Genomic DNA, 16,794 nt, shown 5'->3' on the forward strand with positions numbered 1-16,794 from the left:
AGGCCATTTCAGGCTTCTCCATGGAATTATTTGGTGGCGAGGTCTTTTTGACTAATTTGCTTTCGTCGCAACCCGCTTTTATGGTCTGCTGTAATCCAACATTCTTTCATTTGTCAAAACCGACCATATCCTTTCAGGGTTTATCGACCCTGGCTATTGGTTAGATAACAAGAAATTTAGGCCTCTTTGGCGCCCAAATCCGATATTATGCTGTTTTATTGACCCTTTTTATTCAGATAATATTTTTTTAAAATCTCTTTTAACTTTAGTACTCATTTTAAATGTTGGAACTGTTTGTGGAGGCGTAATACGAATTTCAGATGTAGTAGGTATTTTAAATTTTCTTGATTTACGATATGACATTTTGAAAAAACCTAAATATGGAATTGTAAATTTTTCTTTTTTATTTAAAGTTTCGCCCATTGTATCATATAAAGATTTAAAAACTTTCACAACATCCTTTTTTTTAATATTTGTATCTTTAGCTACTTTAGAAATCAATTCAGCCTTATTCATTATTTTTTGACTCCTTTATTAAATTTTAAAATCATTGTCAATTAAAATAATTAAAAGTTAAAAAAATATTTTCAACTTCTTACTAAGATTCAAATTTAGATAAAATAAATTAAATATTTCGAAAAATAATATAAATATACATCGAAAAATTAAAAATTATGTCCAAAAACTTGAATCTAGTTTGATTTTAGCATAAAAATAAATTTTATTAACATAAAATCGTTATTTGTGCATAAATTTATTCATAATTGTTTCCAAAAGATAATTTATAGGTTTTTTTTCTATAACTACCTGATAAGCGCTTTTTATAAGAGGTAATTTTATATTTTTATCTAACATCAAATTATAAAAAGCTTTTAAATTATTAATACCTTCTATAGTTTGATAACTATTTAAATAAATTTTTTTAATATCTGTTCCTAAACCTATTTGAATACCAGCTTGATAGTTTCGGGAATCTTCATTAAAACTTGTCACTATTAAATCACCTAATCCTGCTACTCCTAAAATTGTCTCCAAAGAAAATCGCAAATATTTCATTAATTCATATAATTCTGACATAGCTATACTAAAAAAAGCAGATTTAGCATTATTTTTAAAATTATTCACATCTAAAATACCACTAATCAAAGATAAAACATTTTTAAAAGCGCTACATATTTCGCAACCATAAACATCATTTGAACCAACAACTTTTAAATAAGTCGAATTAGTAAAAATACAAGATATAAAATCAGCAAATTTAGCATTCGAAGAAGCAGCCACTAAAAAAGTTAAATAACATTCGATGACTTCTTCAGCATGAGATGGCCCCATAATACAACCATAATTTTTAATCTGAAATACATTTAATTCTTCATTAATAATTTCTTGAACAGTCTTATAACTAGAAACTTCTATACCTTTAGAAGCGTTAATAAAATTTTTTGATTGTTTTTTTAAAATCAAATTAATTTCCTGCAATAATAATCTTATTTTTTGAGTAGGTATACATAAAATTATTAAATCCGAATATAATAAAGCTTCAGATAAACAAGAAGTAGCTTGTATTTTTGTATTTAAATTTTTATCAAAAACAGAATGTTTATGTTGTTTAATACTATTTACATATTCAAGATTATTATCGCATACTAAAACTAAATGACCGTTGTTTGCTAAAACTTGAGCTAAAGTAGTTCCCCAAGCTCCTCCTCCTATAATAGTAATTTTTGTATTCATATATTATCACTTTTCTTTTTAAAAATTATTTTAATAGGTAAACCTTGTAATTCTAAATTTAATCTTAATTGATTTTTCAAAAATCTTTCATAAGAAAAATGAATAAATCGAGGATTATTAACTAAACAAACAAAAGTAGGTGGTTTATTAAAAATTTGTTTTAAATAATAAAAACGAGCTTTTCCTTGTTGAAATATATGAGGAGGATTTAATTGAATAGCTTTATATAGAATATCATTTAAAACATGATCTTTAAAAATACGTTTATAGTTTGAAAAAACTATATCTAACGTTTTTATAAATTTATCTAAATTATATTTTTTCAAAGCAGAAATATTAATCAAAGGCATATAATCCAAAAATTTTAATTCATTTCTAATTTTATTTTCAAATGTATCTTGAATTTGATAATTTTTAGCAATCAAATCACACTTATTAGCAATAATAATGCAAGGTTTATTAGCTTTAAAAATCATAGAAGCAATATTTTTATCTTGATCACTAATTTTATGACTAACATCCATCATAAAACAAACAATATCACTTTCTAATATAGCCAAAGAAGTTCTTAAAAAACTGTATTTTTCTTTACCAATTTGAATTTTGCCTCTTTTTTTTAAACCTGCTGTATCAATAATACGATAAAAACTTTGGTTATATTCGAATAAATTATTCACTGCATCTGTAGTAGTACCAGGAATATCAGAAACAATCATTCTTTCTTGAGATAATAAAGAATTTGTAAAAGTAGATTTACCAACATTAGGTTTTCCAATCACACAAAAATTAACTACATCTTCATTTTTAATGTTATTATACACAAGTTCTAATGGCCGCTTAGAAATAATAATATCTAAAAGTGTTCCTATACCGATACCATGAAGAACACTAATACCTACAATTTCATCAAAACCTAAACTATAAAAATTATAAATATCCGGTAACAAATTAATATTATCCATTTTATTTACTGCAACCACTACTTTAGAAATTTTAGAATATAAAAGTTTAGCTATAAAAAAATCTTCTTGTGTAACTCCTTCTCGAATATCTGTTAAAAATATAATAACATCAGCTTCTTGAATAGCTATTTGAGTTTGATATTTAATTTTTTCTTGAAAAGGTAAAATATCAAAACTAAGACCACCTGTATCAATAATAATAAAATTTTTATTTAACCAATGAGTATTAGCATAAATACGATCTTTAGTAGTGCCAGCTTCAGAATCAACTACAGCTAATCTTTTCCTTAAAAGGCGATTAAACAAACTAGATTTACCTACATTAGGGCGACCTACAATAGCTACTTTAAACATTTTTAACCAACATTTTCTTTTTAATTAAATCCTCTATTAAATTAACTGTTTCTGTAACAGAGAACTCAGTATTATCTATCAAAATAGCATCTTCTGCTTTTTTTAAAGGAGCAATAGAACGTTTTTTATCTTTCAAATCTCTTAATTGAATTTCTTTGATAATCTTCGCCAAATTTATTTGATCTTGGCCTATTATTTTCAACTCTTTTTGTTTTCGCAAAGCGCGTTGTTCAATACTAGCAGTTAAAAAAATTTTTAAATCAGCATGTGGCATCACAACAGTACCAATATCTCTTCCGTCCATAATAAGATAATCATGTTCACGAATTATTTGATATTGTAATATTAAAATTTTGTTTCTAACAGGTAACAAAGAAGAAATATTAGAAACCTTTTGTTCAATATAAAAATCATTTAAATTAACAGAAAAATATTCATTATTTAAATAAAAACCAGTATTTGTTAACTTAATATTTATATTTTTTAATATTTGTTCTAAGTTAGCAATATCTAAATCATCATTATAACTTATTTCATTTTTTAATATATAAAAAGTAATTAAACGAAATAATAATCCAGTATTTAAATAAAACCATTTTAATTTATTAGCTAATAATCGACTAACAGTACTTTTGCCAGCTCCAGCTGGACCATCAATAGCTACTTTAAAATTCATAATAACAAAAAAGAAACCCCTTATTGATAATATTTTTTATTAAATAAAATTTAATAAAAATTCATATTTATTTGTTTACATTTTATTTCTCGTTATAACGAGATACATAACAATCATTAGAAGTATTAATAACAATTTTTTCTCCAATCCCAATAAAAACAGGAACTTTTATAATCAAACCTGTTTCCAAAATAGCATCTTTATAAGCAGTATTACTTTTACGATTATTTTCGCCAGAAATAATAGGGTCTGTTTGATAAACTTTTAAAACTATTTTATCTGGTAAAATAGTACCTAAAATATTATTTTGATCACAAAAAAGAAATTCAACAATAACATCTTCAGCTAAATATTTTTTAATACTTATTATATCTAACTCAGCAATTTCAATTTGTTCATAAGTATTTTCGTTTACAAAAACATATATTCCGTTTTGTATATAAGAAAATTTCAATTTCACTTTGTTTACTAAAGCTGTTTCAATTTTAATACCTGAATTAAAGGTATATTCTATAATACTACCTGTTTTTAAATTTTTTAATTTACTTCTAACAAAAGCAGAACCCTTGCCAGGTTTAACATGCAAAAAATCAATTATTTGATAAATATTATTTTTTAATTTAATAGTCATTCCTGTTTTAAAATCATTTGTGTTAATCATTTTTGTTCACCTTTTTTCAAAAAATTTTTAATTATATCGATAGCTTTAACTTCTAATTTAGGATCTAAAGCTTCTAATTGTACTAAAGATGACATTTGATTCATAAACCAAGTTTTTTGTCTTTTAGCATATTTAAGAGTTTTAGTAATAATCAAATCATAAGCTTGTTGAAAAGAAATCTTTTTTTCTAAAAAATCTTTAATTTCTCGATAACCAATAATATTAAAATTAGCATTAGGATATTTATTTATTAAATATTTAACTTCTCCCACAAATCCTTGTTTCAACATTTTTTCTAACCTTAATATAATACGTGGTTTCAAAAATTGATGATCTAAATTCAAATAAATAGTTAAAATATCAAATAAAGGTTTATTTGAGCCAATTTTTTGAGATCTTAAACTATTACACATAACTTGACGATAAGCACTAATAACTCGACGAGAATTTTTTATATCTATAACTAATTTCGGATCTTTTTGAAAAATTAATTTTAACATATTTTCTAAAGTACAATTTTGATAAGATTTATTTTCATAATCTTCCGAAATAGCAAATTCATAATCAAATAAAGCAGCTTTAATATAAAGGCCACTTCCTCCTACTATAAAAGGGGTTTGAATATTCAAAATTTTATTTCTCGCATCTTTTTGAAAATCAAAAATATTATATTTATCACCAGGATTAATATTATCCAACAAATGATGAGGTATATGAGTTTCTTTAAGAGAAATTTTAGCCGAACCAATATTAAATTCTTTATAAATTTGAACTGAATCAGCATTAATTATTTCTCCACAAAAAAAATCAGCTAATTTCAAAGAAAGAGAAGTTTTACCTGAAGCAGTCGGGCCTGTAATAACTATAATTTTTTTTTGTATTTTATTATTCATGATACTTAATTTTCATAATTTTTTGTTTTTTTCCTAAAGTTAAAACAACTCCATTTAACTGTCTTTTGCCTTGAGCAATTTTATGTTTTAATTTGTGATTATTTAAAAAATTATTAATAATAATATTTTTATCTTGACCTATTATACCATCTAAAGGCCCTGTCATACCTGCATCAGAAATATAAAGAGTTTTTTTAGGCAAAATTCTTTCATCATTAGTCTGAACATGAGTATGAGTTCCTACGATAGCATTAATTCTACCATCAAAATAATTTGCTAAAGCTAGTTTTTCGCTAGTTGCCTGAGCATGAAAATCTAAAAAAGCATAATGATATTGATTTTTATAAACTTTTAAAACATGTTCTATTTTTTTAAAAGGGCAAGATAAAAATTTATTATTCATAAAAACTCGGCCCAAAGCGTTCATAATTAAAAGTTTTTTATCTTTATACTGAATAATTTTATGACCACATCCGAAATGTAAACTATCATCATTCAACGGTCTTATAATATTAGTATTTTCTATAAATGACTTTAAATCATAATTTTTCAAAGTATGATTACCTAGAGTAATCATATTAACACCTGAAATTTTTAAATTATAAAAACTTTGGAAATCTAAACCTTGTCCTTCTGCCGCATTTTCAGCATTCGCAATAACAATATTGATTTTATAATGTTGTTTTAAAAAATTAATTTTTTCAATTAAATAATTAATTCCTATCGAACCACAAATATCTCCAATAAAAAGAATATTCATAATGATACTACCTTTGTATTAAACTTAACTAATACTTAAATTTGAAATTTCGGTTAAACGAACTTCTCTAATAACAGTTATTTTAATACTACCATTATATCTAATATTTTTCATAATTTGATCTTTAATTGTTTGAATTACTGTAAAAATAGCTAAATCATCAATTTGTTTAGGATCTACAATAACTCTAATTTCTCGGCCAGATTTAATAGCATAAGATTTTTCTACACCAGGAATTTTATTAGCAATTTCTTCTAATTGAGTAATTCTTTTAATATAATTATCTAAAGAATCACGACGAGCTCCTGGTCTAGAAGCGCTAATAGCATCAGCAATAGCAACTAAAACAGCAATAATACTACTAGGTTCTTGATCTTCATGATGAGATGCTACAGCATCTATTACTTCTAAAGGTTCTTTATGTTTCATAACAATATCTAAACCTATTTTAACGTGACTTCCTTCTAATTGATAATCTAAAGATTTCCCAATATCATGTAATAGTCCTGCGCGACGAGCTAATACTTCATTTTCCCCTATTTCTGCAGCTAATTTTCCTGCTAAAAAAGATACTTCTAAAGAATGTTTTAAAACATTTTGTCCATGACTGGTACGAAAATGCAAAGAACCTAATAATTTTATTAATTCTTCATCCAAAAAACCTATTTTAGCCTCTAAAATAGCTTCTTCGCCTATATCTTGAATAAAATTATCAAATTCATCTTGAACCTTGGTAAAAGTTTGTTCTATACTAACAGGTGTAATACGACCATCTAAAATTAAATTTTCTAAAGTACGACGAGCTATTTCCCGTCTTTTAGAATCAAAAGAACTTAATATAACAGTATTAGGTATATCATCTATAATTAAATCTACCCCTGTTATAATTTGAAAAGTTCTAATATTTCTTCCTTCTTTGCCAATAATTCTCCCCTTTAATTCATTATTATCTAAATAAACTATATCCACATTATTTTCGGAAGAAATTTTACGAGATAATTGTTGCATAGTTGATACTAGCAAAACATGAGCTTTCTTTTTAACTTGAAATTTATATTCTTCTTCTTGAGATTTAATATAATTCATAATTTCTTGTTGAGAATTTTTACGAATTTCTTCCATAATAATTTGTTTAGCTTGCTCTTTAGTTAAAGAAGCGATATGTTCTAATTCGTTCTGTCTCTTTATAATAAGATTTTGAACTTTATTTTGCATTTGTTCGATTTGCTCTTGAGAAATATTAATTTTTTGTTCTTTCATGTATAATAATTCTTCTTTATCATTTAAATATCTAGTTCGAGAATTTAACAATTCTTCTTTATGAATAATTTGTTCTTCTAAATTAACAATTATTCGTCTTCTCAAATTCAAATCTTCTTCAACTTCTTTTTTTAAAATATGGATTTCTTGTTTAGCTTTTGATATCATTTCTTGAGCTATCATTTGAGCACTAGAAATTTTTTCTTGAGCTTTTTGTTTGGTCGTTTGTATAATTTTTTTAATTTTTTGTTGATAATAAAAAATTAAATAATACAATAATCCTAAAATAACAATAATTAAGGGCAAGTAAATAAACAAAGCAAGGAACCATTTTGTTGATGTTCCTAACATGATAATAAATTTATGCCTTCCATTTTAATTATTTATTTTCAATATTATTTAAAAATTAATTGATTAAAATATAATGTTAAAAACAAAATAATTTATAATTAAAATTTATTTCATAATTTAAAATAAATAATTTAATTTTTTTTAAAAACAAAAAAAATAAACAAATTAATTTTTAATTAATTTGCTTATTATAATGAAAATTTATAAAAAACCACATTTAAGTTATTAAAATAATATATTAAATATTACTAAACACAAATAACACTATATATATTCTATATAAATATTAAATTATTTGATTTTCTTAAATGAGTTTTTAATGGATAATAGTTAAAATATTTATATATTTTAATTTAAAATAAAGCAACTTTTAAATCTTATGTACTTTAATAAATTAAGAAATTTTATTCAAAATTGTCAAAAACTATCTAAAAGCAAAAATCACTTTAGAAACAAATACACGAACTACACCAAACGAAGCAACAAACAAAGATGTTACATATTTCAAACCAAAACTACGAGGTAATGTTTTTTTGGAATACGAAATCTCTTTAATTGAAGTTTTTTTTTCGAAGACATTATTTATTGGATCTAAATTTTTGTCTATCAAACTATCGGAAAGTAAAGAAAGTTTTTCGTTCTCTTCGTAATTATAATCTATTGATTGAAGTGAATCTTCATTTGAAATAATAGAAGATATTTGTTCATAAGAAGTATGTTTTGAGGATTCTAAAAAGTTATCGCCATATTCTTTGAATTTTTTTAAGACTTTTTTTTATTTTGAGAATTTCTTGGTTTAATAGATTGAGATTTATCCTCTTGTAAACCCGATGGTATTGGTTTTTGTAATTGAGATGTTTTTATCTTATTAGAATCTCTCGTATCAACTAATTGATCGTTAGTTGATGAAACTGAATTATTCTTTCCCTTCGAAGATTGATCGTTAGTTGGTGAAACTGAATTATTCTTTCCCTTCGACGATTGATCATTAGTTGGTGAAACTGAATTATTATTTCCCTTCGACGATTGATCGTTAGTTGGTGAAACTGAATCTTTAACAACGGTTACAATCCCTTTTACACCTTCTGCAATTTCTTTTGCATTTTCTGAAAATTCTTTGAATTCATCTGCATTATTATTAACAAAATTTAATGCATTTTTCGCTGTATCCCAAACCGTTGGAGAATTAACAGATTGTTCCTGTAAAGAACCAGAACCAGATAATATAGAATTCGAAGAAATATCACCATCATTATTATTAACACTATGTTCAGATTGTTCATGATATGGATAGATTATTTGCGTTTGCTTATCAGATATGTACTTTCTGATATGTATTACAAAACAGCCCCCATCTAAACCGGACGGGCAAGTTTCCAAGCATCCGGCTTGCCATAATTTACCCTCATTCGAGGACTAACTTAATGTCGCCAATGGTTAGTTTGTTTATTCTGAACGTTTTTTGTTTCTTAAATTTAGAATATCGTTTATTTTTGATTAATTCTCTAAAAATAATTCCCTTATAAAACTATCTTTAATGATATTTTAATTATTTAATGAACGATTTTACATAATATTAAGATTCGCAAAAACTTAATTTCTTAAATTAAAATAGTTATTATCATCTATGCTAACTCTTTTTTAATCCTGGAATAAACAATAAATTACTGACTTCTTTCGCCCTATAAAGGTCATTAACCTTCTTCCTGAGAGGACGATTGACTTAAATGATTCCAAATTAAGTTTTACTCCTCCGACTACTAAAAAGTCGCTTTATCCTTGGGCCTAATGAATTTTATTTCATTATCAATTATTATTGATTAATTTAATAATTCTGCCTTTAGGATTCTCCAAGTTACTCTAAATATCAACCTCGGTTCCTTAGGTGAAGTGACCATTAGATTAACGGTGAGATTCCAGGTTTTTTTAATGAATAAACTACCCAATACTATTCACATATATTGATAGACTCTGGACTGCTCGGTCTCAGTAGTTTACGAGACAGGTAAAATTATTACATCTACTTTATTTCTTAGGCCTTCTCGAGCTTTCCCTTAGAACCATTTGGTGGCAGTATCCTCTTGACTAACTACTTCGTCGCAACCCGCTTTTAAGAACTGCTGTAATTCTTTATTCTTTCGTTTAAAAAACCGTTCTTATCCTTTCAGTGTTTATTCGCACTGGCAATTGGTTAAATCGCTCGATATTTAGGCATCTTTTGGCGCCCTGAATAGAAATAACATAATTAATTTTATAAAAATTTATATAAAAAGTTATATTAAACCCTCACCCAAACCGCACGGGCATATTCCTATGCATACGGCTTTCCGAGTTAAATTATACAAACAATAATATGTATAATTTAATCTGTTTTTCTTCCCCTTGTGTACAGGTATTACCTGCTCCTTGGTAGGACATGACCCCTACGAGTACTATAAAACTCTGTAAGCATTTATAAAATATCTAAGGCGGATACATGATTGGGCATAAATGCTCAAATCTAAATTAATAAATACCTTATTCAAAAAAGATATTTGTAAAAATCTTAATTAAATTTCTTATAAGAAGCTTATCCAAGGTAGCTGTTTAATTATTGGTAAGTGTTAAAGATCGCATGGCTTTCTTGAAAATAAATCATCCCATTATATTTGTGAAAATATATGAAAAACGTTAAAAAATAAGTTTCAAAAATAAAAAATATTTTTAGGATAGAACTTAATTGCAAGATAAAGAAAAATACAATTAATGCGTTTAGTATGTTATCAATAATATTTATTCATGAATAACATATTTTTTGATTTATTTCAGATTAATAGCTTTAATTTAAAAAATTTCATGCTTATTTTAACTTCGCCTCGCATATATTTAAAAAATATCATTATTTTAAATAATTATGCTTTTTGAATATGCTATGTTCCCTTATAAATTTTCATTCTCAGGTAAATTCAACGGCTTAGCATGCTATCCCTATGCTAGGAGGACCATATAAATCTCCTAAATTAAACGCCCGAACTTGCGCACCTTATCCTGTTGTGATTGTGTTAAAATAGATTCATTTTCTAATAAATCAATTTCATCTGAATTTTCAAAAATACCAATACAAAACATTATCAAAGGGATTACTAAAACAGAAAATATCAATAAAGATAAACCTATAAACTTTTTATTAAAATTTAATGGTTTGTTCAAATATAGTACGCTCCCTTATTCAATATTCAATTAATTTTTTACAACAATTAATACAATTAAATAAACTATTTTAATAAAATTAAATTTTTATATTATTTAAAATTTTATTTCGTAAATTTTCAAGTTTTAAAATTTTTTTCATTTTTCAAATTCTTAAGTTTGATAAAGTATAATTTTTAATTTAAATTTTTGGGTATTCTGTCTATAGTTATTAAAAAACAAATTACCCACTTTCATTATACCTCAAATAACCTCAAAAATAAACTTAAAAATAAAATCGAAAACTATTCAATTCTTCGTTTTTGTCCAAACTATTTTATATTTATATTATTATCTAAATTGATTAATATTTATTGAAATTGACTATTATACAAATTATAATAAAAACCTTTTTTATTCAATAATTCTATATGACTACCTTTTTCAACTAACAAACCGTTTTGTAAAACTAAAATAATATCCGCATTTACAATAGTAGATAAACGATGAGCGATTACAAAAGAAGTTTTATTTTTTAATAATTTTTGCATAGATTCTTGAAAAATAATTTCTATTTGAGTGTCAACAGAAGCAGTAGCTTCATCTAAAATAACTATAGAGGGATTATTTAAAAAAGTTCTAGCAATAGTAATTAATTGTTTCTCTCCTTGAGAAATATTATCTAATTCTTCATTAATCATAGTATTATAACCATCTTGCTTAGTCATAATAAAATCATGAACATTAACTTGTTTAGCGGCTTGAATGACTTGTTCTTCTGTAGCATCGAAATTGCCATAACGAATATTATCCATAATAGTACCATGAAATAACCAAGAATCTTGAACTACTATACCAATCATTTTACGTAAATCACTTTTCGGAATAGTAGAAATATCTATTCCATCAATTGAAATTGTACCCGAAGTAACATCATAAAAACGAACTAACAAATTCACTAAACTAGTTTTTCCTGAACCTGTAGGACCAACAATAGCTACCATTTTATGTTTGTCAATCTCAAAACTAATATCACAAAGAATAGGTTGATCAATTTGATATTGAAAATTTACATTTGAAAATTTAACATAACCTTGAACTGAATCAGGAATAATTAAATTATTTTTCGCATCTAATTCTTCGTTTTCTGATAAAAAATTCAAAACACGATTTGCAGCGGAAGAAGTAGATTGTAAAATAACAAACATCTGACTCAAATCTCTTAAAGGATTGCCTAAACGCCAAATGTATTTTATAAAAGATTGAAAAAGTCCCAATTGAATAGTACCAAAACCTAATTTAAATAATAAATACGGTATTTCCGTATTTTGATAATTCAACAAAAAATAACCTATTACGACAATAAAAGTCATCACAATATAAGTGAAACTATTAATAATAGGCATCACTAATCCAGAAATCCAATTAGATTTAAAAATAATATAAGCTAATTGTTGATTTAAATTTTGAAAATCACTAATATTATTTGATTGTTGATTATATAAAATAATCTCTTTATGTCCGGTATATTTTTCTTGTAAAAATCCTAAGTATTCACCTGTTTTTTCAAATCTTTGAATAAAAACTGAGCGCGCTTTTTTATTAATTAACCAAATAACAGATAAAGAACTTGGTATCATTAAGCAAATTAATAAAGCGAATCTTAAATTGGCCCAAAACATAATAAAAATAATCATTATAATACTAAAACAAGAAAGTACAAAAGCTACACAAGATTGTTGTAAACCATTCGAAACTGTTTCTAAATCATTTATAACAATACTCATAATATTGCCTATAGTATTATTTTCAAAATATGATATAGGTAACTTTAACATTTTTTGATAAACGCTTTGTCTAATATTTTGAATAGATTTATGAATAATAACAATTATCAATTTATTATAAATAAATCTGGCAATAATACATAAAAAATATAAAAATAAATTAATACATAATAAAAGAATAATATAACTCATATATTCAGATATAATTTGAAAATTACTTAGTAACTTTTGCCGTATAAAATTAAGAATAATATTATCAACATAAATAAGTTTAGAATTATTATTAAAATTATTTTGAATAAAATTAATAATAATATTTCCTTCAAAAATAACAATAAAAGCATCTATAGCAGCAACTAAAAAAATCAAAAAAATGCTAACCAAAATTTCTTTCCGAAAAGGTTGTAAAAAATAAAATATTTTTTTCAATTTAGAACCTCTTTTATTTTTTGCGAAAAAGCAATATTTTTATAAATTTGACATCTATTCATTAATTCTTCGTGTTTACCAATATCTATAATTTTTCCATCATCTAAAACAATAATTTTATCAGCATTTAAAATAGAACTTAATCTCTGCGCTACTATAATAATAATAGAATTTTTACGTAAATAACTTAAATTTTTACGAATAGTTAGGTCAGTTTGATAATCTAAAGCAGAAAAAGAATCATCAAAAATATAAATATCAGGTTTTTTTAATAAAACCTTAGTAATAGCTAATCTTTGTTTTTGTCCTCCGGAAAAATTAGAACCTAATTCGCTAACTGGTTCTTGTAATTTGCATTTAGTTTTATTAATAAAATCATAAGATTGAGATATTTTAGCGCATTCCAAAATTTCTTCAGAATTTGCATTAGATTTTCCAAAAGATAAATTACTGAAAATTGTACCTTTAAATAAAATATTTTTTTGAGAAACTACACCAATTTTATCTCTTAAAGAAATTAAATTATATAATTTAATATCTACTCCATTAATTAACAAACAACCCTTTGTCGGATCGATTAATCTAGGAATTAAATTAATTAAAGTACTTTTTCCAGAACCTGTAGAACCAACTACAGCAATTAATTCTGAAGTTTTAACTTTAAAATTAATATCTGATAAAATCATTTTATCATCATTAGAATATTGAAAATAAACATTTTTAAACTCTAAACTTACAATAGGTTTAGATAAAGTTAAATTATATTTTAAATTATTTTTAATCGATGGTTTTATATTTAATAAATATTCTATTTTACGCAAAGAAACTAAAGCTTTAGGAAACATAGTAAACAATAATAAAAAATTTAAAATAGAATAAAGTATATGATATTGTAAATTAATACAATTATATAAACCACCTAAATGAAAATCATTTGATGTCCCTGTTTTTAAAATATAAGCGCCAAAACCAGTAGTAAAAATAATAGAAATATTCAATAATAAATAAAATAAAGGTTCCATTGAAAAAATTGAATTAAACAAATGAATATTTAAAAGAGCATATTTAGAATTTATTTTATCAAATTGATAACCTTCATAATTTTCTGTATTTAAACTTTTAATAACTTTAATACCAGTTAAATTTTCCCGAACTTTAGAGTTTATTTTTTCTAAAAATTTTTGTTTTTTTGTAGATAATAAATAATTTTTAAAAATAATACAAACAAAAATAATAACTAATAAAGGTATAATAGATAAAACAATATAAGAAAAAACCATGTAAATTCGATAAATTAAAATTAAACTAATTATCAACATAATAGGAGCCACAATTAAAGCTCTATAAAGACTAGCCATAAAATTAACAATTTGACCAACACAAGTAATACTACAATTCATCAAAAAAGGAACACCAAGATTTTTCATTTCTATAATTGAAAAAGTCTGAATTTTCTTAAAAATATCTGCATTTAAATCTTTAAAGATTAAAGATGATGTTTTAGCCGAACAAAAATTAATAATTAAATTACCTAAGATAGCACACAAAACCAATAATAATAAAGAAAAAGTAAAAAATAAAAAATTTTGCGAAGCAACAGGATTATCAATAACATAACGACCTATAATCAAAGGAATACCAATTTCACCACTTGCTATAAATAAAACTGCCAAAATATTTAAAAATAATATAATTTTATAACGCATAATATATTTAAAAATTAATTTCATAAAACTGATTTTGTACCTTCTTAATTAAATAAAAATCAAAAAAAATTAAATTTTTACTAATCTTTATTCGTTTTTTTAAATATCAATAAAAATTCTAACATTTTTTTAATATTTTTGATATAAAAAAAAATTAATTCATATTACAAAAAAACAAATAAGTTTTCCTGATTTAATGAATTAATTTTTCAAAAAGATATAAAATAATTTATTTAAATATTAAAGTAAATCGTTATTCATATTATCAATATTTGTTGGATAATTTTTTTCTAGTACTTCTTCAACAACAGCAGCACCAGTAGTTACCATTATAGATGCTATAGAAGCTGCATTTAAAACAGCTTGTCTAGTTACCGCTGTAGGATCCATAATACCATCTTTAACTAAATCCACAAATTGACCAGTTTCAGCATTAAAACCAAAATTATCTTTTTGTTCTAATTGTTTTTGAAGAATCATAGAAGCATCAAAACCCGCATTAGTTGCAATTTGTTTAGTAGGTTCTAATAAACTTTCCAAAACAATACTATAACCTTTACGAACACTTTCGTTTGCAGAATTTAATTCACTTGATGCAGTTTTATAAATTTCTACTAATGCTTTTCCTCCGCCAGGAACAATACCTTGTTCAATAGCAGCTTTAGTTGCATTTAAAGCGTCTTCGATACGTAATTTTTTTTCTTTTAATTCTGTTTCAGTAGTAGCTCCTACATGAATAATACCAATACCACCAGTTAATTTAGCTAATCTATTAGTCAAATTATTTAAATCATGTTGATTAAAATCTTTCATATTTTTAATATTAGAAATTTGTGATTGAATTTCTTGAATACGTGTTTCTAAAGCAGAAGTTTTATTATCAACTACCAAAGTAGTACTATTTTTTTTAATAATAACTTTATTAACTTTACCTAAAAATTTTTCATCTACATCTTTTAACTTCATATTTAAATCTTTAGAAACAAAAGTAGCTTGAGTTAAAATAGCCATATCTTGAAGCAATTCTTTTTGATGATCACCAAAACTCGGAGCTTCAACTGCAACTGCATTTAAGTAATTACCTTTTTTATTAGCGACCAAAATACTTACCATTTCATTATCAAAAGATTCAGCAATAATTAGTAAAGGAACTCTATTACTTAATGAATATTCTAAAATACGATTAATTTCGAATATACTATTAATCTTATGATCAGTAATTAAAATAGCAGCTTGTTCTAATTCTATTAAAGAATCTTTTTGATTTACTACAAAATAAGGAGACACATAACCTTTTTCGAATTGCATACCTTCAACAACATCTAATACAGTTTCAAAACTCTTAGATTCGTCCACATTAACAACTCCTGTTTTACCTACTTTTTCAATAGCAGCAGCTACAATTTTTCCTGTTTCTAAGCTACCAGACGAAATAGTAGCAACATTTTCGATTTCTTCTTGAGTATTAACAGAACGAGATTTGGATAAAAGTTGTTGAGCTACTACACGAGATGCTTCTAAAATACCTTGTTTTAAAAGAACCCCTTTAAAACCACCTGTGTCTAAAGCTTCAAAACCTTTACGAATCATACTCTGACCTAATAAAACAGCTGTAGTTGTACCATCTCCTGAAGCATCATTAGTTCGAGTAGCTATTTCGCATATAGCTTTAGCACCAGCATTATGATAAGCGTCTTTAAAACTAATTTCTTTTGTAATAGTTACTCCATCATTAATAATTAAAGGACTACCATATTTTTGTTCTAATAAAACATTTTGACCTTTAGGACCTAAAGTTATTTTAACTGTATTAGCTAATAAATCTATCCCTTTTAAAATTTTTTTTCTTGCTATTTCGCCATAAACAATTTGTTTTGCCATATAATATCAAATACTCCTCTTTTATCCTAATAAATAATTAATTTTTTAAAATTTTAAAAATAATTAATATTAATAAAAAATCAAATTCTTAAGAATTAACCTTATTATATACGGATAGATTAATTGCGTTTTATGCAGCGATTTGTATTTGCTGTTTTATTTACAATCAGCC

13 protein-coding genes are annotated in these 16,794 nt (G+C 24.5%); all 13 read right to left on the minus strand.

Annotated features, from left to right (window positions below; translation table 11 throughout):
* Window positions 1-228: 228 nt before the first annotated feature.
* Window positions 229-516: an HU family DNA-binding protein gene (locus B2G44_RS01410; protein WP_078123073.1), complete on the minus strand. Its 288-nt coding sequence runs from the start codon at window positions 514-516 to the stop codon at window positions 229-231.
* 222 nt (window positions 517-738) lie between these two features.
* Window positions 739-1,734 (minus strand): NAD(P)H-dependent glycerol-3-phosphate dehydrogenase, encoded by a 996-nt coding sequence (locus B2G44_RS01415; RefSeq protein ID WP_078123074.1) that lies wholly within the window; start codon window positions 1,732-1,734, stop codon window positions 739-741.
* On the minus strand, window positions 1,731-3,050 hold the full coding sequence (gene der, locus B2G44_RS01420) for a ribosome biogenesis GTPase Der (protein ID WP_078123075.1): 1,320 nt from the start codon (window positions 3,048-3,050) through the stop codon (window positions 1,731-1,733). The genes B2G44_RS01415 and der overlap by 4 nt, the downstream gene beginning before the upstream one ends.
* Window positions 3,043-3,726: a (d)CMP kinase gene (gene cmk / locus B2G44_RS01425; protein WP_180372469.1), complete on the minus strand. Its 684-nt coding sequence runs from the start codon at window positions 3,724-3,726 to the stop codon at window positions 3,043-3,045. The genes der and cmk overlap by 8 nt, the downstream gene beginning before the upstream one ends.
* An 82-nt stretch (window positions 3,727-3,808) precedes the next feature.
* Window positions 3,809-4,387, minus strand: coding sequence for an elongation factor P (gene efp, locus B2G44_RS01430; protein WP_078123077.1), 579 nt, complete (start codon window positions 4,385-4,387; stop codon window positions 3,809-3,811).
* Window positions 4,384-5,280, minus strand: a complete 897-nt coding sequence (gene miaA / locus B2G44_RS01435; protein ID WP_078123078.1) for a tRNA (adenosine(37)-N6)-dimethylallyltransferase MiaA — start codon at window positions 5,278-5,280, stop codon at window positions 4,384-4,386. Before miaA ends, efp begins: the two co-directional genes overlap by 4 nt.
* Window positions 5,273-6,040, minus strand: a complete 768-nt coding sequence (locus tag B2G44_RS01440; protein WP_078123079.1) for a TIGR00282 family metallophosphoesterase — start codon at window positions 6,038-6,040, stop codon at window positions 5,273-5,275. Before B2G44_RS01440 ends, miaA begins: the two co-directional genes overlap by 8 nt.
* Before the next feature lie 24 nt (window positions 6,041-6,064).
* Window positions 6,065-7,651 carry a ribonuclease Y gene (gene rny / locus B2G44_RS01445; protein WP_078123080.1) on the minus strand — a complete coding sequence of 529 codons (1,587 nt, stop codon included), beginning with the start codon at window positions 7,649-7,651 and terminating at the stop codon, window positions 6,065-6,067.
* 762 nt (window positions 7,652-8,413) lie between these two features.
* Window positions 8,414-9,031, minus strand: coding sequence for a hypothetical protein (locus B2G44_RS01455; RefSeq protein ID WP_078123082.1), 618 nt, complete (start codon window positions 9,029-9,031; stop codon window positions 8,414-8,416).
* A gap of 1,614 nt (window positions 9,032-10,645) precedes the next feature.
* Window positions 10,646-10,840, minus strand: coding sequence for a hypothetical protein (locus tag B2G44_RS01460; protein WP_078123083.1), 195 nt, complete (start codon window positions 10,838-10,840; stop codon window positions 10,646-10,648).
* A 350-nt stretch (window positions 10,841-11,190) separates the two neighbouring features.
* Complete coding sequence (locus B2G44_RS01465; protein WP_078123084.1) at window positions 11,191-13,035, minus strand: ABC transporter ATP-binding protein; 1,845 nt, start codon at window positions 13,033-13,035, stop codon at window positions 11,191-11,193.
* The gene (locus B2G44_RS01470; RefSeq protein ID WP_078123085.1) at window positions 13,032-14,765 is read right to left on the minus strand and encodes an ABC transporter ATP-binding protein; all 1,734 of its coding nucleotides are present in this window, start codon (window positions 14,763-14,765) and stop codon (window positions 13,032-13,034) included. Before B2G44_RS01470 ends, B2G44_RS01465 begins: the two co-directional genes overlap by 4 nt.
* Window positions 14,766-14,981: 216 nt before the next feature.
* The gene (gene groL, locus B2G44_RS01475) at window positions 14,982-16,622 is read right to left on the minus strand and encodes a chaperonin GroEL (RefSeq protein WP_078123086.1); all 1,641 of its coding nucleotides are present in this window, start codon (window positions 16,620-16,622) and stop codon (window positions 14,982-14,984) included.
* Window positions 16,623-16,794 lie beyond the last annotated feature (172 nt).

This window comes from Candidatus Phytoplasma citri (assembly GCF_002009625.1).
Lineage (GTDB): Bacteria > Bacillota_I > Bacilli_A > Acholeplasmatales > Acholeplasmataceae > Phytoplasma > Phytoplasma citri.

Excerpts from the sequence above, each read along its gene's own strand:
- der (WP_078123075.1), bottom strand. The coding sequence starts at position 3,050 with ATGTTTAAAGTAGCTATTGTAGGTCGCCCTAATGTAGGTAAATCTAGT.
- rny (WP_078123080.1), bottom strand. The coding sequence starts at position 7,651 with ATGTTAGGAACATCAACAAAATGGTTCCTTGCTTTGTTTATTTACTTG.
- B2G44_RS01415 (WP_078123074.1), bottom strand. The coding sequence starts at position 1,734 with ATGAATACAAAAATTACTATTATAGGAGGAGGAGCTTGGGGAACTACT.
- B2G44_RS01470 (WP_078123085.1), bottom strand. The coding sequence starts at position 14,765 with ATGAAATTAATTTTTAAATATATTATGCGTTATAAAATTATATTATTT.
- B2G44_RS01410 (WP_078123073.1), bottom strand. The coding sequence starts at position 516 with ATGAATAAGGCTGAATTGATTTCTAAAGTAGCTAAAGATACAAATATT.
- miaA (WP_078123078.1), bottom strand. The coding sequence starts at position 5,280 with ATGAATAATAAAATACAAAAAAAAATTATAGTTATTACAGGCCCGACT.
- groL (WP_078123086.1), bottom strand. The coding sequence starts at position 16,622 with ATGGCAAAACAAATTGTTTATGGCGAAATAGCAAGAAAAAAAATTTTA.
- B2G44_RS01440 (WP_078123079.1), bottom strand. The coding sequence starts at position 6,040 with ATGAATATTCTTTTTATTGGAGATATTTGTGGTTCGATAGGAATTAAT.
- cmk (WP_180372469.1), bottom strand. The coding sequence starts at position 3,726 with ATGAATTTTAAAGTAGCTATTGATGGTCCAGCTGGAGCTGGCAAAAGT.
- efp (WP_078123077.1), bottom strand. The coding sequence starts at position 4,387 with ATGATTAACACAAATGATTTTAAAACAGGAATGACTATTAAATTAAAA.